The sequence below is a fragment of the Pantoea sp. UBA6567 genome, assembly GCF_002434165.1.
In the GTDB taxonomy this organism is placed as follows: Bacteria; Pseudomonadota; Gammaproteobacteria; order Enterobacterales; family Enterobacteriaceae; genus Pantoea; species Pantoea eucrina.
In genome coordinates this window covers 1,374,832-1,396,314 of record NZ_DJJN01000006.1, presented here as the reverse complement: position 1 = coordinate 1,396,314, position 21,483 = coordinate 1,374,832, and the positions used below count along the sequence as shown (strand labels likewise).

The window sequence follows — 21,483 nt, the reverse complement described above, 5'->3', positions numbered from 1 at the left end:
ATTTATTCCGCCTCTGCCGCTCTGAAGCGGCTGCGACGCCAGCGTTTCCAGACGAATGGCACCACCAGGACTGCGACCGCCAGCACCAGCAGCACTTTGCAGATGAGACTCTCCCACAGAATAGGCAGGTTGCCGTTACTGATTGAGAGCGCACGGCGCAGGTTCTGCTCCAGCATTTCCCCCAGCACAAAGCCGAGGATCAGCGGCGACATCGGGAAATCCATCTTGCGCAGGATATAGCCAAAGATGCCTAATCCCACCATCAGCAGCAGGTCGAAGGTTGTGCTGTGCACCGCATACACGCCGACGGCGGAAATGGCGGCGATCGCAGGTACCAGGAACCAGAGCGGGATGGTCAGCATACGGGCAAAGATATTGATCATCGGGATATTCATGATCAGCAGCATCACGTTGCCGATCAGCAGTGCGGCAATCAGGCCCCAGACAATGTCAGGCTGTTCGATAAACATCGCCGGACCCGGCGTAATGTTATAAAGCGTCAGCGCGCCTACCATCACCGCCGTGGTACCGGAACCCGGAATGCCCAGCGTCAGCATCGGAATAAATGAGCCACACGCCGAGGCATTATTTGCTGCTTCCGGTGCTGCCACGCCGCGAATATCCCCCTTGCCGAACTGGTTACTGCCGCTAATCTTCTTCTCCGTCATATAGGCGATAGCGCTGGCGATAGTGGCACCCGCACCCGGCAGCACGCCAACGAAAAAGCCCAGAAAGGAGGAGCGCAGCGTGGCGCCGGTTGCCTGGGCCGCTTCTTTCATATTGAACATCATGCGGCCGCTGGCGCGTGCGACTTTCTTGCCCCCGCTGGTGGACTCCAGCATCAGCAAAATTTCGCTGACCGAGAACAGGCCAATCACCACCACCACAAACTGAATGCCGTCGGAAAGGTGAATGCTGTCGAAGGTAAAACGATAAACACCGGTATTCGCATCGACGCCCACGGTAGCCATGCTCAGACCGATCAGGGCGGCCAGGAACGATTTCAGCGGGTTGTGGCTCATCATGCTGCCGAGGCAGGCGATGGCAAACACCATCAGGGCAAAATATTCCGCCGGACCAAATGCCAGCGACCAGTTCGCCAGAATCGGGGCAAACAGAATGATGCCGATGATGGCGATGGTGGAGCCAACAAACGAGCTAACGGCGGAGATAGAGAGCGCTACGCCCGCTTTACCCTGCTGCGCCATCGGATAGCCATCCAGTGCGGTCATGATAGCACCTGCGTCACCCGGCACATTCAGCAGAATTGAAGAGATACGTCCGCCATATTCACAGCCGATATAGACAGTAGCCAGCAGGATCAGCGCTGATTCAGCCGGCAGGTGCAGAGCAAACGCCAGTGGCATCAGGATCGCCACGCCGTTAATCGGGCCCAGCCCCGGCAGTAAGCCGACAATGGTGCCGATAAAGCAGCCGATCAGGGCGATCATCAGGTTCTCCGGCGTCATAGCGACGGCGAAGCCCTGCATCAGAAAAGACCAGGTATCCATTATTGACTCCTGTTAACTCAGCCAGCTGCCCATCGGCAGCGTTACGTCAAGCAGCCGGTCGAAGGCGTAAAACAGCGCCACGCCCATCACCACGCCAGAGATCGCCGCCGCCCACCAGCGCGCACCAAACAGCAGGCCGATACCAAAGGTCAGCAGGGTCGTGCAGAGCGGAAAGCCCAGATGTTCGAACTGCCAGCCATACGCCATCAGCAGAATGCACAGGACAATCAGTTTTTTAAACGTGGTGGCTGAGGGCCACTGTATGACATCAGGCTTGCGCAGCAGCATCATGACGGCGCAGATCGCCATCAGCCCGAGCAGCAGCAGCGGGAAAGGGCGCGGACCGACCGGCTCATAGCTATATTCACTCTGGATCTGCCAGCCGATAAACAGGCCGGCAATACAGAGCGCCAGCCAGATGGCGGCAAAAATACGATCGCTCATTATCGCCTCCGCTATTTCGCCAGCCCGAACGATTTCGCTTTTTCACGATAGTCAGCGACCTGTTTTTTCACGTAAGCATCCAGCTCGCTGCCAAACATGTTGAATTCAAACAGGCCGCGCGCGTCGCGCTGCTGCTGAAACTCTTTGGTGGCAACCAGTTTTTTAAACGAATCTTCCCACCACTGGTACTCCGCATCGCTGACTTTAGGACCCAGGTAATAACCCCGGATCACCGGCCATTCAACGTTAAAGCCCTGCTCTTTAGCGGTGGGGATATCGGCCAGATTTCCCGGCAGACGTTTGTCGCTCATCACCGCCAGCACGCGCATTTTGCCGCCCTGCAGGTGTGGCACCATTTCACTCATATCACCGGATACCACCTGAATATGGTTGCCAAGCAGCGCGGTCACCGGCTCGCCGCCACCTTCAAAGGCGACATAGCGCATTTTGCGCGGATCGATACCGGCTTCACGCGCCAGCAGCGCGGTTTTCATCCAGTCCTGACTGCCGATGGAGGCGCCGGCGCCTACGACGACTTTATTAGGATCGTTTTTCATCGCCTCCATCAGCTCGCCCAGCGTTTTCCACGGCGCGTCGGCGCGTACCGCCACCATGCCGTAGTCAGTGCCGACGGCGGCCAGCCACTTCACGTCGTCCACGGAATAGCGGCCAAATTTGCCCTGTGACAGATTAAGCAGCGACCCGCCGGAGAAGGCTACCAGCGTACCCGCTTCGGCCGGGCGCTGCGCAATGATGGCGTTATAGGCCACTGCGCCGACGCCGCCTGGCATGTAGGTTACGCGCATGGGCGAGGTGAGCTGGCCGGTCTCCTGCATGGAGACCTGGATCAGCTTACAGGTCAGGTCAAAACCGCCGCCGGGTTTGGCCGGGGCGATACACTCGGTGCGCTGTGGTACCTCTGCCAGCGCAGAGGTTACTGAAAAAGCCAGCAGGGATGAGGCGAGGACGAGAAGGCCTGTTTTTTTCATGGTTCGCTCCAGTCATTCTTCCAGATTGTGATTGCTACCGAACATTTTCGGTTGCTGAATTGTTAAAGGAGCAACCTTTCATTTACCTTTCAGCTATCAGCAAAAATGACAGGATGTGATATGCGTCTCTTACTGGTGGAAGACACCACTGAACTGGCCTCATGGCTGCAAAAGGCGCTCACGCAAAAAGGATTTGCCGTCGACTGGGTCGCCGACGGGCTGGCCGCCGATCATATATTGCAGAGTGAGGACTACGCGCTGGTGGTGCTTGATGTATCGCTGCCGCGGCTGGATGGCCTGACGGTACTGGCGCGGCTGCGCAAACGCGGACAGAACGTGCCGGTGCTGCTGCTGACGGCGCAAAGTACCCTGGCGCAGCGGGTGCAGGGCTTAAACGGCGGCGCCGATGACTATCTGACCAAGCCGTTTGAGCTGGATGAGCTGGATGCGCGACTGCGCGCGCTGCTGCGCCGCAGCCACGGCCAGACGGCGCAGACCCAGCGGCTCGGACAGCTGGAGCGCGACAGCGAAGGCTATTTCCTGCTGAATCATAAGCCGCTGTCGCTGACGCCGCGCGAATCGAGCGTGCTCTCCACGCTGATGCAGCGGCCGGGACGACCGGTATCGCGCCAGCATCTTTATGAGCAGACGTTTACGCTGGCCGACGACGCCAGTCCGGAGAGCATTGAGCTCTATGTGCATCGGGTGCGTAAAAAGCTCTCCGGCAGCGATGTGGCGATTGTGACGCTGCGCGGGCTCGGCTACAGCCTGGAGCAGCAGCCGTGCGGCTGATGCACTCGCTGCGTGGTGAGCTGCTGCTGTGGCTGGGCGCACCGCTGCTGCTGCTGTGGGCGCTGTCGGTTTATACCCATTATCAGAGCGCGCTGCAGGCAGCGAATCAGGCTTATGACCGCTCACTGCTGGCGTCAGCGCGCACCGTGGCGGAAAGGCTGGTGGTACGCCAGCGCCATCTGGAAGTGGATGTGCCCTGGGTAGTGCTGGACAGTTTTGAGCGTAATATGAACGACCAGCTCTTCTATCAGGTTATTTCCCCGCAGGGAAATACGCTCTCCGGCTATCCCGATCTGCCGCTGCTGCCGCGTAACGCGCCGCTCTCTGAGGCTTACCCGGCGCTGGTGCACTTTTATGACGCGCACTACCGCAGGCAGCCGATTCGCGTGGCGGCGCTATGGCAGCCGGTGAATGAAGAGGGGGTAGAAGGCATGGCGCTGGTGCTGGTGGCGGAAACGCTGAACTCCCGGCACGCCTTTGCCGACAGCCTGCTGCGTACGGCGCTGATCAGCCAGAGTTTCCTGGTGCTGATCACGCTGCTGCTGGCGGGGATGCTGCTGCGCCGGGTGCTGCGGCCGCTGCGCCGGCTGTCGCGGATTATGCTGCGCCGTGCGCCAGGAGAGCTGACGCCCTTGCCGTCGCTGGTACCCTGGTCAGAACTGCAGCCGCTGATTGTGGCATTTAACCGGCATCTGGAGCGGCTGCGCGGGCTGCTGGCGCGGCAGGAGCGCTTCAGCGCCGATGTGTCGCACCAGCTGCGTACGCCGCTGACCATTTTGAAAACCCAGGTCAGCGTGGCGCTCAGCAGTGACGATCCGCAGCAGTGGCGTGAGAGCCTGCAGGGCATGCGCCACACGCTGAACGATACCGTAGAGCTGACTGACCGGCTGCTGCAGCTGGCGCAGATCAAGGCGCGCCACGGCGAAGATAAACCCTTTACCCGCGTTGATCTCAGTCAGATTGTGCAGCAGGCGTGCCTGAGCGGCTATACCGCCGCGCGGCACAAGCAGATTGATTTAGGTTTCGAGGGCGAAGAGGCGTGTCGCGTACAGGGAGACGCGCTGCTGCTGGCTGAACTGTGCGCCAACCTGCTGGATAATGCGATTAAATATACGCCGGCGCAGGGAACGGTAACGGCACGGCTGCAGGGGCATCAGCTGGAGATTGAAGACAGCGGCCCCGGTATAGACGCTGCGCAGCAGCAGCAGGCGCTCCAGCCGTTTGCACGTCTCGATCCCAGCGGGCAGCCTGGTGCGGGTATCGGGCTGGCGCTGGTGAAAGATATCTGCGCCTGGCACGGCGCGCGGCTGCGTCTCGATCGCAGCCCGCAGCTGGGCGGACTGCGGGTCACCGTCAGCTTTCCCTGATGGCCGGCTGGCGCAGCGGCGTCTTCAGCCGCTGCGCCAGGATCACGCCGGTAAGCGTAATACCGCCGCCAATCCAGTGATAGCTGTGCAGCTGCTCATGCAGAAACAGCACCGCAATAAGCGCTGTAAATACCGGCACCACGTTCATAAAGATACTGGTGGTGCTGGCACCCAGCCGCTGCACGCCAAGGATCCACAAAAAGGGCGCCACGATCGAGGCAAACAGCCCGGCAAACAGCACCAGCGGCAGGTTCTGCTGCGTCAGCGCGACCTCCGGCGCGAGCAGAAAGCCCGGCAGCAGCAGCACAACACCGAAGAAAATCTGCACATAGAGGCTCTGCCAGGTGGGGAGCGGGATCGCCCAGCGTTTGGTCAGCACGCCATAGAGCGCATAAGAGGTGGAGGCCGCCAGCATCATCACTTCGCCATTGCCGGGACGCTGCGCCAGCAGCTGAGCCGGGTTGCCGCCGCTGACCAGCCAGACCAGACCGATAAACGAGAGAATACCGCCCAGCAGAATACCGCGCGTGGGAGCCAGACGCAGCACCAGCAGGCTGAGCAGAATCGTCAGCAGCGGAATGGTGGCGCCCAGTATGCCCATCATCACCGCCGACACGCTATGCGCCGCATAGTAGGCAAGGCTCTGATAGAGCACCATGCCAAGCAGCCCCAGCAGCAGCAGCTGGCCGAGGTGGCCTTTTATGGTGCGCCGGTGCCGCCATACGCCGGGCAGGCAGAACGGTGTCAGCACCAGCAGCGCCAGCAGCCAGCGATAAAATGAGATAGCGGCGGGATCGATAGCGTCAGCCGAAAGTTTGCTGACGATGGTGTTGACTGACCAGATCAGCACCGCAATGAGCGGGAACAGCAGATTCATAACAGGCTCCGTAAAAAAGTGCCGCCAGCATACGTTTGACCGGTTTAAAACAGATAGTTAAAATCGGACAATATTTGTTAATGACCGGACAGAATGACTATTCAGGTTGCCTATTGCCCGCCCGCTGACGCACCGCGCATTTTTATGCGTTACGAACAGACGCATGCGCGCACCGAATATCTGCCGCATCAGCATGCGTGGGGCCAGGCGATTTTTGTTACCCGCCACGTGCTGGAGCTGGACATTGAAGGCGAGCGCCTGCTGGCCCCGGCTGAGATGCCGGTATGGATCCCTCCCGGCCAGCGACACAGCAGCTATAACCACTGTCAGGCACAGTTTCGTACCCTGAATCTGGCAGCCGAACTGTGTCACGGCCTGCCGGCGCGCGCCTGCCTGCTGACGGCGGATGCGATAACGCATGCGATTATGAATGAGTTCGCGCAGCGCGCGCTGGCGCAGCCGCAGAGCGAGGCGGAGTGGCGCCTGTGTGATGTGCTGCTGGATCGCCTGCGCCAGGCACCCGCGCATACCAGCTATCTGCCCGCCTCAGATGATAAGTTTCTTGCGCCGGTACTGCGTGCGCTGGAGGCCAATCCCGGCGATAACACCACGCTGGCGCAGTGGGCGCAGCGCGTGTTTACTACAGAACGTACGCTGGCGCGGCGCTGCCAGCAGCAGCTGAAAATGTCCTTTAGCGAGTGGCGGCAGCGGCTGCGTTTTCTGCGCACGCTTGCGCTGCTGGAGCAGGGCAAGAGCGTGCAGGCTATCGCTCATGAACTCGGCTATAGCTCCGCCTCGGCGCTGATTGTCATGTTTCAGCAGCAGGCGGGCACCTCCCCGGAACGCTATCGCAGCCGGTTAGGCTAACAGCCGCCTTTGTGGCACACTAGCCGGCGTTCATTTCCCGCAGACAGGACCACCGCCGTGAAAATTCTCGTTGATGAAAACATGCCCTATGCCCGTGAACTCTTCAGCCGCACCGGTGAGGTGGTTGCCGTACCGGGCCGTCCGCTGCCTGAAGCGGAGCTGCGCGATGCCAGCGCGCTGATGGTGCGCTCGGTCACCCCGGTCAATGCGGCGCTGCTGGCGGACACGCCGGTAAAATTTGTCGGCACTGCCACCGCGGGCACCGATCACGTGGATCAGGCCTCGCTACAGGCAGCCGGCATCGGCTTCTCTGCCGCACCAGGCTGCAACGCTATCGCCGTGGTGGAATATGTCTTCTCTGCGCTGCTGCTGCTGGCTGAACGTGACGGCTTTGCGCTGCGCGATCGCACCGTGGGCATCGTGGGCGTGGGTAACGTCGGCAGCCGTCTGCAGGCGCGACTGGAAGCCTGGGGCGTTAAAACGCTGCTGTGCGATCCGCCCCGTGCCGATCGTGGCGATACCGGACCGTTTCATACGCTGGAAACGCTGGTGGCACAGGCGGATATCCTGACTTTTCATACGCCGCTCAACAAAGAGGGGCGCTATAAAAGCTGGCACCTGGCGGATGCGGCGCTGCTGATGGCGCTGCGGCCCGATACCATTCTGATTAACGCCTGCCGCGGTCCGGTGGTTGACAACGCTGCGCTGCTGGAAGTGCTGAAAATGCGTGGCGATCTGCGCGTGGTACTGGATGTATGGGAGCCGGAACCCGATCTCAGTCTCGATTTGCTGGCGCGCGTGGATATCGCTACCGCCCATATCGCAGGCTACACGCTGGAGGGTAAAGCGCGTGGCACGACGCAGGTCTTTGAAGCCTGGAGCGCGTTTATCGGCCAGCCGCAGCAGGTGGCGCTGGAGAGTCTGCTGCCGCCGCCGGAGTTCAGCAGCATCACGCTGCACGGTGAACTCGATCAGGCAACGCTGAAACGACTGGCACACCTAGTGTATGATGTGCGCCGCGACGACGCGCCGCTGCGTAAAGCAGCAGACCAGCCGGGCGAGTTTGACCGGCTGCGCCGGCAGTACGAAGAGCGCCGTGAGTGGTCTTCGCTGCAGGTGATCTGCGACAACGCTGCCAGCGCCAGCATGCTGAAGCAGCTGGGCTTTCGCGTCAGCCTGCAGGGGCAGCCATCCTCTCTCCCGGAATGATGCGCCACGGCGCACAGCGGGAACGAATCTGAATTATGAGGCGGTATCATTACCGCCTTCTGTTTTTATGTCATTGTCTGGAGTAAACCAACATGTCTGACGGCTGGAATATTGCGCTACTGGGCGCAACAGGCGCCACAGGAAACGCTGTACTGGAACTGCTGGCTGAACGCCAGTTCCCGGTTGGTGAGATCCATCTGCTGGCAAGCGAAAACAGCGCGGGTGAAACACTGCGTTTTGCCGGCCGTTCGGTGCGCGTACAGGATGCGGCTGAGTTCGACTGGACCCAGGCGCAGCTGGCGTTTTTCACTGCCGGTCGCGAGGCGTCAGCCCGCTACGCAGAAGAGGCGGCGAGCCAGGGATGCCTGGTGATCGACAGCAGCGATCTGTTCGCGCTGGAGCCGGATGTGCCGCTGGTGGTACCGGATGTGAACCCGCAGGTACTGGCGGACTACCGTAACCGTAATATCATCAGCGTGGCAGATGCGCTGGTAAGCCAGCTGTTATGCGCCATCAAGCCACTGGTTGAAACCGCCGGGCTGAGCCGCATTCAGGTAACAAACCTGCTGTCAGTATCCAGCCAGGGCAAAGCTGCCGTGGATGGACTGGCAGGCGAGAGTGCGCGCCTGCTGAATGGCATTCCGCCTGACGAACACTATTTTGGCCGTCAGCTGGCATTTAACCTGCTGCCGCAGCAGGCAGACAGCAGCGGCAGCGTGGCAAGTGAACGTCGCGTCGTGGAGCAGGTGCGTAAAGTGCTGCAGGATGAGGGACTGCCGATTGCCGTCAGCAGCGTGCAGGCGCCGGTGTTTTACGGTAATGCGCAAATCGTTTATCTGGAAAATCTGCGTCCGCTCTCTGCCGAAGAGGCACGTGATGAACTGGCGCGTGCGGAAGATATCAGCCTGAGCGAAGAGGGGGATTACCCGACGCAGGTTGGTGATGCCTCCGGTAATGAAGTGCTGAGCATTGGCAGCCTGCGCAACGACTACGGCATTCCGGAGCTGCTGCAGTTCTGGTCGGTGGCGGATAACGTACGCTTTGGCGGCGCGCTGATGGCAGTGAAAACAGCGGAGAAGCTGGTGCAGGAGTATTTCTACTGATGCAGGCGGAGGCGACAACCCTGAAGCTGGCGCTGGGCATTGAGTATGACGGCAGCCGCTACTATGGCTGGCAGCGGCAAAATGAAGTACGCAGCGTGCAGGAGAAGCTGGAGAAAGCGCTGGCGAAAGTAGCGAACCATGACGTCAGCGTGTTTTGCGCCGGGCGGACAGACGCAGGCGTACACGGCACCGGTCAGGTAGTGCATTTTGAAACCACTTCCCGGCGCGCTGACAGCGCCTGGACGCTGGGGGTCAATGCCAATCTGCCGGATGATATCGCCGTACGCTGGGTAAAAGCGGTGCCGGAGAGCTTTCACGCGCGCTTCAGCGCGACCGCGCGACGCTACCGCTATGTGATTTATAATCAGCGGCTGCGCCCGGCTATTCTCGGCAACGGGCTGACGCACTACTACCATCCGCTGGACGCAGAGAAAATGCAGCGTGCCGGTCAGCATCTGCTGGGTGAAAATGACTTCACCTCGTTTCGTGCCGTTCAGTGCCAGTCGCGTACGCCATGGCGTAACGTGATCCATCTGAACGTCATACGGCAGGGGGCATTTGTCATTGTCGATATCAAAGCGAACGCCTTCGTGCACCATATGGTGCGTAACATCGTCGGCAGCCTGATAGAGGTTGGCAATGGCAATCAGCCGGAGAGCTGGATAGCGGATCTGCTGGCGGCAAAAGATCGCACGCTGGCAGCGGCAACCGCGAAAGCGGAAGGGTTATACCTGGTGGCGGTGGATTACCCGTCCCATTTTGCGTTACCACAGCCTGCGCCGGGACCACTGTTCCTCGCAGATTAATTTTTAACCGTAGGGTGTCAGGGAGTTAGCTGGTATGGAGTTTATCCATTTTGTTGTCGATTTTATTCTGCACATTGATGTGCACCTGGCCGAACTGGTGGCGCAGTATGGCATCTGGATCTACGCCATCCTGTTCCTGATCCTGTTTTGCGAGACCGGTCTGGTGGTGACGCCATTCCTGCCGGGTGATTCGCTGCTGTTTGTGGCAGGCGCGCTTGCTGCCTTACCGGGCAACGACTTAAACGTGCACCTGATGGTCACGCTGCTGGTTATCGCTGCTATTCTCGGCGATGCGGTGAACTACACCATTGGCCGCCTGTTTGGTGAGAAGCTATTCAGTAATCCGCAGTCTAAAATCTTCCGCCGCAGCTATCTCGATAAAACCCATGCGTTCTACGATCGCCACGGCGGTAAAACCATTATACTTGCGCGCTTTGTGCCAATCGTGCGAACCTTTGCCCCCTTCGTGGCGGGTATGGGACATATGTCCTATCGCCACTTTGCGCTCTTCAACGTTACGGGCGCGCTGTTGTGGGTACTGCTGTTCTCCTATGCCGGCTATCTGTTTGGCGATCTGCCGGTGGTGCAGGAGAACCTCAAGCTGCTGATTGTCGGCATTATCGTGGTATCGATACTGCCGGGCGTGATTGAAGTATGGCGTCATCGCCGTCAGGCGCGTCAGCAGAAATCGCAGTAAGCCCGTCACCAGATTTTTATCCACAGCGTGAACAGGTTGTGGTTTAATGAGCGACATTTACGGCCTGCTGAAGGTGATTTCAGCAGTAACGAAAAGACTGGACCAGGTCAGCATTAAACAGAAAGGTCATCAATGAGCTGGATTGAACGCATACTGAATAAAAGCACCACGACGCCTACGCGCAAAGCCAGCATCCCGGAAGGGGTGTGGACCAAGTGCGACAGCTGTGGTCAGGTGCTCTACCGCGCCGAGCTGGAGCGCAACCTTGAGGTCTGCCCGAAGTGCGACCACCACATGCGTATGCACGCGCGCGAGCGTCTGCATAGCCTGATGGATGAAGGGTCGATGGTTGAGCTGGGAAGCGAGCTGGAGCCAAAAGATCTGCTCAAGTTCCGCGACTCCAAAAAGTATAAGGATCGTCTGGTAGCGGCCCAGAAAGACACCGGCGAAAAAGATGCGCTGATCGTCATGAAAGGCCAGCTGCACGGCATGCCGGTTGTGGCGGCGGCGTTTGAGTTTGCCTTTATGGGCGGCTCGATGGGCTCAGTCGTGGGCGCGCGCTTTGTGCGTGCCGTAGAGCAGGCGCTGGAAGATAACTGCCCGCTGATCTGCTTCTCGGCCAGCGGCGGTGCACGTATGCAGGAAGCGCTGCAGTCGCTGATGCAGATGGCAAAAACCAGTGCGGCCCTGGCGAAAATGCAGGAGCGCGGTCTGCCTTATATCTCCGTGCTGACTGACCCCACCATGGGTGGCGTTTCTGCCAGCTTTGCGATGCTGGGCGATCTCAACGTGGCGGAGCCAAAAGCGCTGATCGGTTTTGCCGGTCCACGCGTGATTGAGCAGACGGTACGTGAAAAGCTGCCGCCGGGCTTCCAGCGCAGTGAGTTCCTGATTGAAAAAGGCGCGATCGACATGATCATCCGTCGTCCGGAAATGCGCTTTAAGCTGGCCAGCCTGCTGGCAAAAATGATGAACCTGCCGGCTCCGCAGCTGGATGGCGAGCCACCGGTGGTGGTGGAACCAGAAAGCAACGACGCCTGACAGGCAACCGAAAGGCGCAGCGATGCGCCTTTTTACTTTCATTCCGTACATCCCATTATTCAGTGAGCAGCCGTGCCGGTTCCTGCCTGTTGATAGCCATCAGCCGCGCGCAGGCCTCTCTTTCCGCCGCTGCGCTGAACGATGAGCTGTACTACGCAACAGACGGGACTCATGAACACGCATCAGCCTCCTCAGGGCACGTCGCCGCTGGCCACGTGGCTTCACTATCTTGAGCATCTTCACTCACAGGCGATTGAACTGGGTCTGGATCGTATTCAGCGCGTTGCCGCGCAGCTTGACCTGCTGAAACCCGCTCCCTTTATCTTTACCGTCGCCGGCACCAACGGCAAAGGCACCACCTGCCGCACGCTGGAAACGCTACTGATGGCAGCAGGCTACCGTACGGGCGTCTACAGTTCGCCGCATCTGGTGCGCTACACCGAGCGCGTACGCGTGCAGGGTGCGGAGCTGCCGGAGGCGCAGCACAGCGCCAGCTTTGCTGAAATCGAGGCGGGGCGTGGTGATACCTCGCTCACCTATTTTGAATTTGGCACGCTCTCTGCGCTTAATCTGTTCCGCCAGGCGAATCTTGACGTGGTGATCCTCGAAGTCGGACTGGGTGGCCGTCTTGATGCCACCAATATTGTTGCCAGTGATGTGGCGGTGATCACCAGTATCGCACTCGATCACACGGACTGGCTTGGCCCCGACCGCGAGAGTATCGGGCGGGAAAAAGCGGGTATTTTCCGCGCCGGTAAACCTGCCGTAGTGGGCGAAGCGGAGATGCCGGCAAGCATCGCTGCGGTGGCAGCAGAGACCGGTGCCGTGCTGCATCAGGTCAATCGCGACTGGCAGTGGCAGGGCGGTAGTGATAGCTGGATGCTGCAGGATGCGCAGGGTGAGCTGCGCGATCTGCCGCTGCCGCAGGTGCCGCTGCCTAATGCGGCCACGGCGCTGGCTGCGTTACGCGCGTCGGGTCTGCAGGTGCCTGACGCCATTATCCGCGCGCATCTGCCGCAGGCGGTACTGGCAGGGCGTTTCCAGACCATAAGCCATGCGCCGCAGGTGATTCTGGACGTCGCGCACAACCCGCACGCGGCTGCCTGGCTGGCGTCGCGTCTGGCAGCGCTGCCCGCGGGCGGAACGGTTCATGCGGTAGCGGGTATGCTGCACGACAAAGATATTGCCGGTACGCTCGCTGCGCTGGCGCCGCAGGTGACGCACTGGTACTGCGCGCCGCTGGCGGGTCCGCGTGGCGCATCGGCAGAGGAGCTGCTTGCGCATCTGGAGAGCGGTACGGCGTATACCAGCGTTGATGCGGCGTGGCGGGCGGCGCGTGCGCAGGCCAGCCGGCAGGATGTGATTCTGGTGTGTGGGTCATTTCACACCGTAGCACAGGTTATGGAATCGATGGCAGCGGAGAACGGCAGTGGCGAGTAAGTTTCAAAATCGGTTAGTGGGCACGGTGATCCTGGTGGCGATTGGTGTCATTGTGCTGCCGGGCCTGCTGGACGGTAAGAAAAAGCATTATAAGGAAGAGTTTGCAGCGATTCCGCTGGTGCCAAAACCTGACGATCAGCAGGATAGCGAAATGGTGCCGCCGGTCACGCAGCCGCTGCCGTCGCAGCCGCCGGAAGGTGCCGGTGCTGCGCAGCAGTCAGCGACCACTCAGGCCACGCAAAATCCGGCCGTCAGCGGCAGCGCGCAGCCGGTGCAGAACAGCCAGCCGAGCGTAGTCACGCCACCGGCGGTGCATCAGCAGACGCAGCCCAGAACCCAGCAGAAACCGGCTGAGCAGACGAAACCTAAAACCACCGAGCAGAGCAGGCCGAAGCCGGCAGAGCAACCGAAGCCGAAGCCGGTGGAGACGCCAAAACCCGCAGAGCAGCCAAAAGCAGCGGAGCAGAGCAAGCCGGCAGAAACGCAGAAGCCAGCCAGCGCCCCGGCCGGGCAGGCGTATGTGGTACAGCTTGGCGCACTGAAGAACGCTGCGAAAGTGGACGAGATTGTGGCGAAGCTGCGGCTCTCTGGCTACCGCGCCTTTACTGTGCCGTCATCGCCGGTGCAGGGGCAAATCACCCGTATCTACGTCGGACCTGACGCCTCTAAAGCGAAGCTGCAAAGTTCGCTGAGCGAGCTGCAGAGCGTTTCCGGACTGGGCGGCGTGGTGAAACCCTATAGCGTGCGCTGACAGGCTGATAAGCCACGCCGATAGCAGTAACAGGCGTGGCTTATAGCGCGTAAATGCCGGGTTAAAGCAGGTAATTAATTTTAAAATCAGCTAGTTAAATATTGCTGATAGTAACGGGCGAAGGAATTATTTTTCCTCGCCCTTTTTCATCACCGCGAACGGGAAAAGGCTACGCAAACGTTTTCTTTTTCTGTTAGAATGCGCCCCGAACTGGATGCAGGGGTGCGAAGCACTGTACTGGAAGCGTTCATGATCTGGATTGATTACGTCATTATTGCGGTAGTTGGTTTTTCGGCTCTGGTCAGCCTGATTCGCGGGTTTGTCCGGGAAGCCTTATCTCTTGTTACCTGGGGATGCGCGTTTTTTGTCGCCAGTCATTACTACGCCTACCTGGCAGTCTGGTTTACAGGTTTTAACGACGAACTGGTTCGCAACGGCATCGCAATTGCGGTGTTATTCGTTGCCACCCTGATTGTGGGTGCCATCGTGAACTATGTGATCGGCTCGCTGGTTGAGAAAACCGGCTTGTCGGGAACCGACAGGGTGTTGGGGGTCTGTTTCGGGGCGTTGCGTGGCGTGCTGATTGTTTCCGCCATTCTTTTCTTCCTTGATACATTCACCGGCTTTTCAAAAAGCCCGGACTGGCAACAGTCTCAGCTCATTCCCCAGTTCAGTTATATCATCAGGTGGTTTTTTGATTACCTGAAAAGCACGTCAAGTTTTTTACCCCGGTGACACCATCGGGAGTGCGGCTAATGAGGAAATGACAATATGTGCGGTATTGTTGGTATCACCGGTTTTATGCCAGTAAACCAGTCGATCTATGACGCGTTAACGGTGCTGCAGCACCGCGGACAGGATGCCGCCGGCATTTGTACTATTGATGCGCTGAACTGCTTCCGTCTGCGCAAAGCAAATGGTCTGGTCAGCGACGTGTTTGAAGCGCGCCACATGCAGCGTTTGCAGGGCAATATCGGTATCGGCCACGTGCGTTACCCTACCGCCGGCAGCTCCAGCGCCTCTGAAGCGCAGCCATTTTACGTTAACTCTCCTTACGGTATTACGCTGGCGCATAACGGCAATCTCACCAATGCGCATGAGCTGCGCAAACAGCTGTTTGAGACCGGTCGCCGTCACGTTAATACCACCTCCGATTCAGAGATCCTGCTCAACATTTTTGCGCAGGAGCTGGATCGCTTTCAGCACTATCCGCTCGATGCGGAAACCATTTTTGCCGCGGTAGCGGCAGTGCATCAGCAGGTGCGTGGCGCTTATGCCGTGGTGGCGATGATTATCGGACACGGTATGGTGGCGTTTCGCGATCCGAACGGGATTCGTCCACTGGTGCTCGGCAAGCGCGACATGCAGGATGGCCGCACAGAGTATATGGTTGCCTCGGAGAGCGTGGCGCTGGATACGCTGGGATTTGAGTTCATTCGTGACGTTGCGCCGGGTGAAGCGGTCTATATCACTGAACAGGGCCAGCTTTCGACCCGCCAGTGTGCAGAGGACCCGAAAAGTAATCCCTGCCTGTTTGAATATGTCTATTTTGCCCGCCCGGACTCTTTCCTGGATAAGATTTCCGTCTATAGCGCGCGCGTGCGCATGGGCACCAAGCTCGGGGAAAAAATTGCCCGGGAGTGGGAAGATCTCGATATCGACGTGGTGATTCCGATTCCGGAAACCTCGACCGATACCGCGCTGGAGATTGCGCGCATCCTGAACAAGCCCTACCGTCAGGGATTTGTGAAAAACCGCTATGTGGGCCGCACCTTTATCATGCCGGGCCAGCATCTGCGCCGCAGCGCCGTTCGCCGTAAGCTCAACGCCAACCGTGCAGAGTTCCGCGATAAAAATGTGCTGCTGGTGGATGACTCTATCGTGCGCGGTACGACCTCTGAACAGATTATCGAGATGGCGCGCGAGGCGGGTGCTAAACGGGTTTATCTCGCGTCGGCTGCACCGGAGATCCGCTTTCCAAACGTCTATGGCATCGACATGCCAAGCGCTACCGAGCTGATTGCCCATGGCCGTGAGGTGGAGGAGATCCGCAAGCTGATTAAGGCGGATGCGCTGATCTTCCAGGATCTGAACGATCTGATCGAAGCGGTACGCGAAGAGAATCCGGACATTGAGCAGTTTGAGTGCTCCGTCTTCAACGGCGTTTACGTCACTAAGGATGTGGATCAGCAATACCTCGAGTATCTGCAGTCGCTGCGTAACGACGACGCCAAAGCGCTGCAGCGTCAGAACGAAGTGGAAGGGCTGGAGATCCATAACGAAGGCTGATTGAGCTTTTATCCGGCACTCCCGCGGGGCAGGCGAAAGTCTGCCCCGTCTGTTTTGCGCTTTTTCACCGGGCGCCAGCGCATTTTTGCCTGTGGCAGGCTATCATTGCCGATTCTGAACAGAGTAAGGCAGAGTTATGAAACGTCTCATCGTGGGTCTTTCCGGCGCCAGCGGCGCAATTTACGGCGTGCGGCTGCTGCAGGTGCTGCAATCGGTGCCGGAAGTGGAAACCCATCTGGTGATGAGCCCGGCAGCGCGCCAGACGCTGGCGCTGGAAACTGACTACAGCGTGCGGGATGTGCAGGCGCTTGCCAGCGTGGTGCATGACGTGCGGGATATCGGGGCAAGCATCTCTTCCGGCTCATTTAAAACGCTGGGTATGGTGATCCTGCCGTGCTCAATGAAAACGCTCTCCGGCATTGTACACAGCTACAGCGACAGCCTGCTGACGCGCGCCGCTGACGTCGTGCTGAAAGAGCAGCGCCGCCTGGTGCTCTGCGTACGCGAAACCCCGCTGCACGTCGGTCATCTGCGTATGATGACCACGGCGGCTGAACTGGGCGCGATGATCATGCCGCCGGTGCCGGCTTTCTATCACCGGCCGCAGCGTATTGAGGATTTGGTCGACCAGACGGTTAATCGCGTGGTGGATCAGTTTGATATCACGCTACCGGAAGATCTGTTCATGCGCTGGAATGGCGCATAAACGTTGCGCGCTGCACAATGGATGTGCAAATTCGCGGTGTCGATCACTCTTCGTGCATAATCTGCACTAAAAGTTAGCAAACTCGCTTTTTCTTCTGCATCCCGCTGTTATATTCCCTTCATAACGAACTCTCTGCGTCCCGTTACGACGCTCTCGTTAGCGCGCCTGCATGCTGCATCGCCAGCTCTGAGACCTGGCATGAAAACTGCAATCCATTCAGCGCAAAACACACATCACACCACATAACAATAAGCACGTCACTTGAGGGTAAACTATGAAAAAGCGAGTTCTGGCTCTCTCCCTGCTGCTGGCAATGACCGGCACCGCCAGCGTTTTTGCCGCAGTACCGCAGTCGCTGCGTATCGGGACCGATCCAACTTACCCGCCGTTTGAGTCAAAAAATGCCCAGGGCCAGCTGGTGGGGTTTGATATCGACCTTGCCAATGAGATTTGCAAACGCATTCAGGCCAAATGTACCTATGTGGAAAGTGATTTCGATGCGCTTATTCCGTCGCTGAAAGCGAAAAAAATTGATGCCATTATTTCGTCGCTCTCTATCACCGAAAAGCGTCAGGAGGAGATTGGCTTCTCGGAAAAACTCTATGCGGCTAACGCCCGTCTGGTGGCGGCAAAAGGCTCTCCGCTGCAGCCAACGATTGAATCGCTGAAGGGCAAAAATATCGGTCTGCTGCAGGGTACCACGCAGGAAACCTATGCGAATCAATACTGGCGGCCGAAGGGCGTTACCGTGACGCCTTATGCAAATCAGGATCTGGTCTATCAGGACCTGAACGCCGGACGCATTGATGCCGCTTTCCAGGATGAAGTGCAGGCGAGCGAAGGCTTTCTGAAGCAGCCGGTAGGCAAAAACTATGCGTTTGCTGGCCCGGCGGTGAAAGATGACAAAATCTTTGGTGTAGGCACCGGCATGGGCCTGCGCAAAGATGACAGCGATCTTAAAGCCGCCATCGATAAGGCGTTTAATGAGATGCGCAAAGATGGCACCTACGACAAGATTGCGAAAAAATATTTCGATTTCAACGTCTACGGTGACTGATCGACCTGTTTCCTGATACTGCGGGTTGAGTGACAGGAACCGGGGCCATAACTATTCACTCCGGGCGCTTACTTATGTAAACTCCCGGGGTTCATACGCTTGCCGCTATCCTTCCGTGATTCATATCCCTGGTCAGGACTGTCCGCTATTTCCCGGGCAGCGTGTGTTATTTTCCTCTCACGACAGGATCGAAATCATGTTGTACGGCTATTCTGAAGTCATTCTCAAAGGCACGCTGGTGACGCTGGAGCTGGCGCTGAGCGCCGTGCTGCTGGCGGTTATCCTCGGCCTGCTCGGGGCGGGTGCCAAACTGTCGCGCAGCCGGCCGCTGGCCATCATTGCGGAGGGGTACACCACCCTGATCCGCGGCGTGCCCGATCTGGTGCTGATGCTGCTGATCTTTTACGGGCTGCAGATTGCGCTCAACGCGGTAACTGACGCGCTGGGCCTGGCGCAGTTTGATATCGACCCGATGGTGGCCGGTATCATTACCCTCGGGTTTATCTACGGCGCCTATTTTACTGAAACCTTTCGCGGCGCGTTTCTGGCGGTGCCGAAGGGACAGATTGAAGCCGCTACCGCCTTTGGTTTTACCGGCTCGCAGACGTTCCGGCGCATTCTGTTTCCGGCCATGATGCGTTTTGCGCTGCCCGGCATCGGAAACAACTGGCAGGTGATCCTCAAGGCTACCGCACTGGTGTCGCTGCTGGGGCTGGAGGATGTGGTCAAAGCGACGCAGCTGGCGGGCAAGAGTACCTGGCAGCCGTTCTACTTTGCCATTGTGGCAGGGGTGATCTATCTGGTGTTTACCACGCTTTCTAATGGCGTGCTGTGGTGGCTTGAGCGCCGCTACTCGGTCGGGGTAAAAAGGGCAGAATTATGATTGAGATTATTCAGGAGTACTGGAAACAACTGCTCTGGACCGATGGCTATCGCTTCACCGGCGTGGCGATCACGCTGTGGCTGCTTATTCTTTCTGTTGTGCTCGGCGGCTGTCTGGCTGTGATCCTGGCCATCGCCCGCGTATCACCCAACCGGTTTATCTCAACCCCGGTCTGGCTGTTTACCTATGTGTTTCGCGGCACGCCGCTCTACGTCCAGCTGCTGGTGTTCTACTCCGGCATGTATACGCTGGAAGTGGTGAAAGGATCTGAGCTGCTGAACGCCTTTTTTCGCAGCGGTCTGAACTGTACGCTGCTGGCATTTACGCTGAATACCTGCGCCTACACCACTGAAATCTTTGCGGGCGCCATCCGCGCCGTGCCACATGGCGAAATTGAAGCGGCGCGCGCCTACGGTTTTTCAACCGTAAAGCTTTACCGCTGCATCATTTTGCCCTCCGCGCTGCGTACCGCGCTGCCCGCATACAGCAATGAAGTGATCCTGATGCTGCACTCCACCGCGCTGGCGTTTACTGCGACCGTGCCGGATCTGCTGAAAATCGCGCGTGATATTAACTCGGCCACCTATCAGCCGTTTACCGCGTTTGGGCTCGCTGCCGTGCTCTATCTGATTATCTCTTATGTGCTGATTAGCCTGTTCCGCCTTGCGGAGCGCCGCTTTCTGGCACATGTGAAACCCTCTTCGTCGCACTGAGTATCACTATGGCTGAAAATAAATTACAGGTTGCCGAACTGCACAAACGTTACGGTGAACATGAAGTTCTGAAAGGCGTCTCACTGCGCGCCAATGCCGGCGATGTGATTAGCATCATTGGCTCTTCCGGCTCCGGGAAAAGTACGTTTTTACGCTGCATTAACTTCCTCGAAAAGCCGAGCGAAGGGGCTATCGCCGTTAATAACGAACAGATTGCGCTGGTGCGCGATACCGACGGCCAGCTGAAAGTGGCGAACAAGGAGCAGCTGCGCTCGCTGCGCACGCGCCTCACCATGGTGTTTCAGCACTTCAACCTCTGGAGTCATATGACGGTGCTGGATAACGTGACGGAAGCACCCATTCAGGTGCTCGGTCTGAGCAAGGCGGAAGCGCGCGAACGGGCGATCAAATATCTGGATAAAGTCGGGATTGATGCGCGCGCGCGGGCAAAATATCCGGTACATCTCTCTGGCGGCCAGCAGCAGCGCGTCTCCATTGCCCGTGCGCTGGCAATGGAACCGGAAGTGCTGCTGTTTGATGAACCGACCTCAGCGCTCGATCCCGAGCTGGTAGGCGAAGTCCTGCGTATTATGCAGAAGCTGGCGGAAGAGGGAAAAACCATGGTCGTGGTCACGCACGAGATGGAATTTGCCCGCCACGTCTCAAACCATGTGATTTTCCTGCATCAGGGAAAAATTGAGGAAGAGGGGACGCCCGATGAGCTGTTTGGCAATCCAAAGAGTCCGCGCCTGCAGCAGTTCCTGAAAGGCTCGTTAAAATAGGCTGCTGAGCCGTAGCGGCGCAATTCATGGCGCGCTTGTTTGCCATTTTGCGATTAACCCGGCGCGATAAATCGCGCCGCTACGTATTGCAGAAGCGTTTTAATCACTCGCCAAGCAACTTCAGCGCCGTGTCTTCGTCGGTCACTAGCCCGGAGATCCACCCACCCAATAGCGCGGCGCGAATGGCCGGATATTTCCGTGCGCTGCCGGCAAAGCCGATAATCTTCCGCTGCGTCTGGCTCTCCAGCAGCACGCTGGTGAGCAGCGCATCGGTTTCGCCCCACACCCGCTCGCCCTGCTGATTAAAGAAATGGCCAAGCATCTCACCCACCACGCCACGCGTGTTAAGCTCTCTGACCTGCACATCGGTAATAAAGCCTTCGGCATTTAGCGGACAGCCCGGCTGCACTTCACCAATGCCAACAAACGCAACGTCTGCCTGCAGGGCGCGCTGCGTCACGCGCTGATAGACCTGATGCTGCACCCACATGGTTTTGTCTTCTGGCGTGTCGGCATAGAGCGGCGCGGGGATAAAAAAATATTTGCCCTGCATTTTCTCAGCCATCTTTAGCGGCACGTCGTAACGCGTACCGGAATCATCGCGCGCAATCGCACCAATCATCGACACGCACTGATGCTGTGGTCGTTCAATCCACGGCAGCGCGTCGATCATCGAACGCAGCGTTTTGCCGGATCCAATGCCGAACACCTGCGGCTGCTCCTCGCTGATAAACTGGCTCATCACTGAGGCCCCTTCAACGGCCAGCATCTGCTGAATAGCGTCATCCTCCAGACGGGCAGAAGGCACCACCCGACACAGCTCAAGACCAAATTTCGTCTGCACCTCGTGCGCCAGTTGCAGACAGTGGGTAACCGGATGATCGATTTTGACGCTGACCATGCCCATTTCCCGTGCGCTGGACACCAGCCGCTGCGCCACCTGACGCGATAAGCCGAGCGCGCGCGCAATCTCCTGCTGTGTTACGCCAGCGACGTAATACATCCATGCCGCTCGCGCCGCCAGCTCCTGTTTTTTCTCTTCTCTGCTCATCACGCGCTTCCGTCGAAAACTGAAGCGTCAGTTTATCGCGGAATCAGACGCAAGCGCTAATCGGGCAAAAGCCCTAAATGAGAGCAAATGTATTAATTGTGATGCATC

Annotated in this window: 22 protein-coding genes; 17 read left to right on the top strand and 5 right to left on the bottom strand. The window is 58.4% G+C overall.

Translation table 11 applies throughout. The annotated features are described in order from the left end of the window. Window positions 1-2 precede the first annotated feature (2 nt). The 3 genes from B4M48_RS12600 to B4M48_RS12590 are packed head-to-tail and all read right to left on the bottom strand — an operon-like array spanning window position 3 to window position 2,944. Complete coding sequence (locus B4M48_RS12600) at window positions 3-1,511, bottom strand: tripartite tricarboxylate transporter permease (RefSeq protein ID WP_039379132.1); 1,509 nt, start codon at window positions 1,509-1,511, stop codon at window positions 3-5. A 12-nt stretch (window positions 1,512-1,523) separates the two neighbouring features. Beyond that, entirely contained in the window at window positions 1,524-1,955 is a 432-nt protein-coding gene (locus B4M48_RS12595) for a tripartite tricarboxylate transporter TctB family protein (protein ID WP_039379131.1), read from the bottom strand. A gap of 11 nt (window positions 1,956-1,966) precedes the next feature. Further along, on the bottom strand, window positions 1,967-2,944 hold the full coding sequence (locus B4M48_RS12590; protein WP_039379130.1) for a Bug family tripartite tricarboxylate transporter substrate binding protein: 978 nt from the start codon (window positions 2,942-2,944) through the stop codon (window positions 1,967-1,969). Window positions 2,945-3,064: 120 nt separating this feature from the next. Between B4M48_RS12590 and tctD the strand changes: the two genes are divergently transcribed. Beyond that, window positions 3,065-3,736, top strand: coding sequence for a transcriptional regulator TctD (gene tctD, locus B4M48_RS12585; RefSeq protein WP_039379127.1), 672 nt, complete (start codon window positions 3,065-3,067; stop codon window positions 3,734-3,736). Next, entirely contained in the window at window positions 3,727-5,103 is a 1,377-nt protein-coding gene (locus B4M48_RS12580; protein WP_039379125.1) for a sensor histidine kinase, read from the top strand. The genes tctD and B4M48_RS12580 overlap by 10 nt, the downstream gene beginning before the upstream one ends. Here the strand turns inward: B4M48_RS12580 and B4M48_RS12575 are convergent. Continuing rightward, window positions 5,090-5,980, bottom strand: coding sequence for a DMT family transporter (locus B4M48_RS12575; protein WP_039379123.1), 891 nt, complete (start codon window positions 5,978-5,980; stop codon window positions 5,090-5,092). The genes B4M48_RS12580 and B4M48_RS12575 overlap by 14 nt on opposite strands. Before the next feature lie 93 nt (window positions 5,981-6,073). Here B4M48_RS12575 and B4M48_RS12570 point away from each other — a divergent pair, with 93 nt between their 5' ends. The 15 genes from B4M48_RS12570 to hisP all read left to right on the top strand — a co-directional run bounded on the left by B4M48_RS12570 (window position 6,074) and on the right by hisP (window position 20,324). After that, window positions 6,074-6,847 carry an AraC family transcriptional regulator gene (locus tag B4M48_RS12570; RefSeq protein WP_039379122.1) on the top strand — a complete coding sequence of 258 codons (774 nt, stop codon included), beginning with the start codon at window positions 6,074-6,076 and terminating at the stop codon, window positions 6,845-6,847. 57 nt (window positions 6,848-6,904) lie between these two features. Next, window positions 6,905-8,056: a 4-phosphoerythronate dehydrogenase PdxB gene (pdxB, locus tag B4M48_RS12565; RefSeq protein ID WP_039379120.1), complete on the top strand. Its 1,152-nt coding sequence runs from the start codon at window positions 6,905-6,907 to the stop codon at window positions 8,054-8,056. 92 nt (window positions 8,057-8,148) lie between these two features. Further along, the gene (locus tag B4M48_RS12560; protein WP_065648816.1) at window positions 8,149-9,159 is read left to right on the top strand and encodes an aspartate-semialdehyde dehydrogenase; all 1,011 of its coding nucleotides are present in this window, start codon (window positions 8,149-8,151) and stop codon (window positions 9,157-9,159) included. Beyond that, a complete protein-coding gene (truA, locus tag B4M48_RS12555; protein WP_039379116.1) occupies window positions 9,159-9,965 on the top strand; it encodes a tRNA pseudouridine(38-40) synthase TruA in 807 nt (268 codons plus the stop codon). Before B4M48_RS12560 ends, truA begins: the two co-directional genes overlap by 1 nt. Window positions 9,966-9,999: 34 nt before the next feature. After that, complete coding sequence (locus tag B4M48_RS12550) at window positions 10,000-10,662, top strand: DedA family protein (protein ID WP_039379114.1); 663 nt, start codon at window positions 10,000-10,002, stop codon at window positions 10,660-10,662. A 132-nt stretch (window positions 10,663-10,794) separates the two neighbouring features. After that, window positions 10,795-11,703 (top strand): acetyl-CoA carboxylase, carboxyltransferase subunit beta, encoded by a 909-nt coding sequence (gene accD / locus B4M48_RS12545; RefSeq protein WP_039379111.1) that lies wholly within the window; start codon window positions 10,795-10,797, stop codon window positions 11,701-11,703. 171 nt (window positions 11,704-11,874) lie between these two features. Then, complete coding sequence (folC, locus tag B4M48_RS12540; RefSeq protein ID WP_039379108.1) at window positions 11,875-13,143, top strand: bifunctional tetrahydrofolate synthase/dihydrofolate synthase; 1,269 nt, start codon at window positions 11,875-11,877, stop codon at window positions 13,141-13,143. After that, entirely contained in the window at window positions 13,133-13,894 is a 762-nt protein-coding gene (gene dedD, locus B4M48_RS12535) for a cell division protein DedD (protein ID WP_039379106.1), read from the top strand. The genes folC and dedD overlap by 11 nt, the downstream gene beginning before the upstream one ends. A 249-nt stretch (window positions 13,895-14,143) precedes the next feature. Beyond that, on the top strand, window positions 14,144-14,629 hold the full coding sequence (gene cvpA / locus B4M48_RS12530; RefSeq protein ID WP_039379104.1) for a colicin V production protein: 486 nt from the start codon (window positions 14,144-14,146) through the stop codon (window positions 14,627-14,629). Between the two features lie 36 nt (window positions 14,630-14,665). Continuing rightward, a complete protein-coding gene (gene purF / locus B4M48_RS12525) occupies window positions 14,666-16,183 on the top strand; it encodes an amidophosphoribosyltransferase (RefSeq protein WP_039379102.1) in 1,518 nt (505 codons plus the stop codon). Between the two features lie 136 nt (window positions 16,184-16,319). Further along, window positions 16,320-16,889 carry a UbiX family flavin prenyltransferase gene (locus B4M48_RS12520; protein ID WP_039379099.1) on the top strand — a complete coding sequence of 190 codons (570 nt, stop codon included), beginning with the start codon at window positions 16,320-16,322 and terminating at the stop codon, window positions 16,887-16,889. A gap of 274 nt (window positions 16,890-17,163) precedes the next feature. Then, complete coding sequence (argT, locus tag B4M48_RS12515; RefSeq protein WP_039379096.1) at window positions 17,164-17,946, top strand: lysine/arginine/ornithine ABC transporter substrate-binding protein ArgT; 783 nt, start codon at window positions 17,164-17,166, stop codon at window positions 17,944-17,946. A 196-nt stretch (window positions 17,947-18,142) separates the two neighbouring features. Next, entirely contained in the window at window positions 18,143-18,829 is a 687-nt protein-coding gene (locus B4M48_RS12510) for a histidine ABC transporter permease HisQ (protein ID WP_039379095.1), read from the top strand. Then, a complete protein-coding gene (locus B4M48_RS12505) occupies window positions 18,826-19,542 on the top strand; it encodes an ABC transporter permease (protein WP_039379094.1) in 717 nt (238 codons plus the stop codon). Before B4M48_RS12510 ends, B4M48_RS12505 begins: the two co-directional genes overlap by 4 nt. 8 nt (window positions 19,543-19,550) lie before the next feature. Then, complete coding sequence (gene hisP, locus B4M48_RS12500; protein WP_039379092.1) at window positions 19,551-20,324, top strand: histidine ABC transporter ATP-binding protein HisP; 774 nt, start codon at window positions 19,551-19,553, stop codon at window positions 20,322-20,324. Between the two features lie 103 nt (window positions 20,325-20,427). Here hisP and B4M48_RS12495 read toward each other — a convergent pair whose 3' ends face one another. After that, a complete protein-coding gene (locus B4M48_RS12495; RefSeq protein WP_039379090.1) occupies window positions 20,428-21,375 on the bottom strand; it encodes a sugar-binding transcriptional regulator in 948 nt (315 codons plus the stop codon). Between the last annotated feature and the right edge of the window lie 108 nt (window positions 21,376-21,483).

What these genes read in the sequence shown, in the direction of transcription:
- B4M48_RS12600 (WP_039379132.1), bottom strand. Translation starts at nt 1,511, where the DNA reads ATGGATACCTGGTCTTTTCTGATGCAGGGCTTCGCCGTCGCTATGACG.
- B4M48_RS12595 (WP_039379131.1), bottom strand. Translation starts at nt 1,955, where the DNA reads ATGAGCGATCGTATTTTTGCCGCCATCTGGCTGGCGCTCTGTATTGCC.
- B4M48_RS12590 (WP_039379130.1), bottom strand. Translation starts at nt 2,944, where the DNA reads ATGAAAAAAACAGGCCTTCTCGTCCTCGCCTCATCCCTGCTGGCTTTT.
- tctD (WP_039379127.1), top strand. Translation starts at nt 3,065, where the DNA reads ATGCGTCTCTTACTGGTGGAAGACACCACTGAACTGGCCTCATGGCTG.
- B4M48_RS12575 (WP_039379123.1), bottom strand. Translation starts at nt 5,980, where the DNA reads ATGAATCTGCTGTTCCCGCTCATTGCGGTGCTGATCTGGTCAGTCAAC.
- B4M48_RS12570 (WP_039379122.1), top strand. Translation starts at nt 6,074, where the DNA reads ATGACTATTCAGGTTGCCTATTGCCCGCCCGCTGACGCACCGCGCATT.
- B4M48_RS12560 (WP_065648816.1), top strand. Translation starts at nt 8,149, where the DNA reads ATGTCTGACGGCTGGAATATTGCGCTACTGGGCGCAACAGGCGCCACA.
- truA (WP_039379116.1), top strand. Translation starts at nt 9,159, where the DNA reads ATGCAGGCGGAGGCGACAACCCTGAAGCTGGCGCTGGGCATTGAGTAT.
- B4M48_RS12550 (WP_039379114.1), top strand. Translation starts at nt 10,000, where the DNA reads ATGGAGTTTATCCATTTTGTTGTCGATTTTATTCTGCACATTGATGTG.
- accD (WP_039379111.1), top strand. Translation starts at nt 10,795, where the DNA reads ATGAGCTGGATTGAACGCATACTGAATAAAAGCACCACGACGCCTACG.
- folC (WP_039379108.1), top strand. Translation starts at nt 11,875, where the DNA reads ATGAACACGCATCAGCCTCCTCAGGGCACGTCGCCGCTGGCCACGTGG.
- cvpA (WP_039379104.1), top strand. Translation starts at nt 14,144, where the DNA reads ATGATCTGGATTGATTACGTCATTATTGCGGTAGTTGGTTTTTCGGCT.
- purF (WP_039379102.1), top strand. Translation starts at nt 14,666, where the DNA reads ATGTGCGGTATTGTTGGTATCACCGGTTTTATGCCAGTAAACCAGTCG.
- B4M48_RS12520 (WP_039379099.1), top strand. Translation starts at nt 16,320, where the DNA reads ATGAAACGTCTCATCGTGGGTCTTTCCGGCGCCAGCGGCGCAATTTAC.
- argT (WP_039379096.1), top strand. Translation starts at nt 17,164, where the DNA reads ATGAAAAAGCGAGTTCTGGCTCTCTCCCTGCTGCTGGCAATGACCGGC.
- B4M48_RS12510 (WP_039379095.1), top strand. Translation starts at nt 18,143, where the DNA reads ATGTTGTACGGCTATTCTGAAGTCATTCTCAAAGGCACGCTGGTGACG.
- B4M48_RS12505 (WP_039379094.1), top strand. Translation starts at nt 18,826, where the DNA reads ATGATTGAGATTATTCAGGAGTACTGGAAACAACTGCTCTGGACCGAT.
- hisP (WP_039379092.1), top strand. Translation starts at nt 19,551, where the DNA reads ATGGCTGAAAATAAATTACAGGTTGCCGAACTGCACAAACGTTACGGT.
- B4M48_RS12495 (WP_039379090.1), bottom strand. Translation starts at nt 21,375, where the DNA reads ATGAGCAGAGAAGAGAAAAAACAGGAGCTGGCGGCGCGAGCGGCATGG.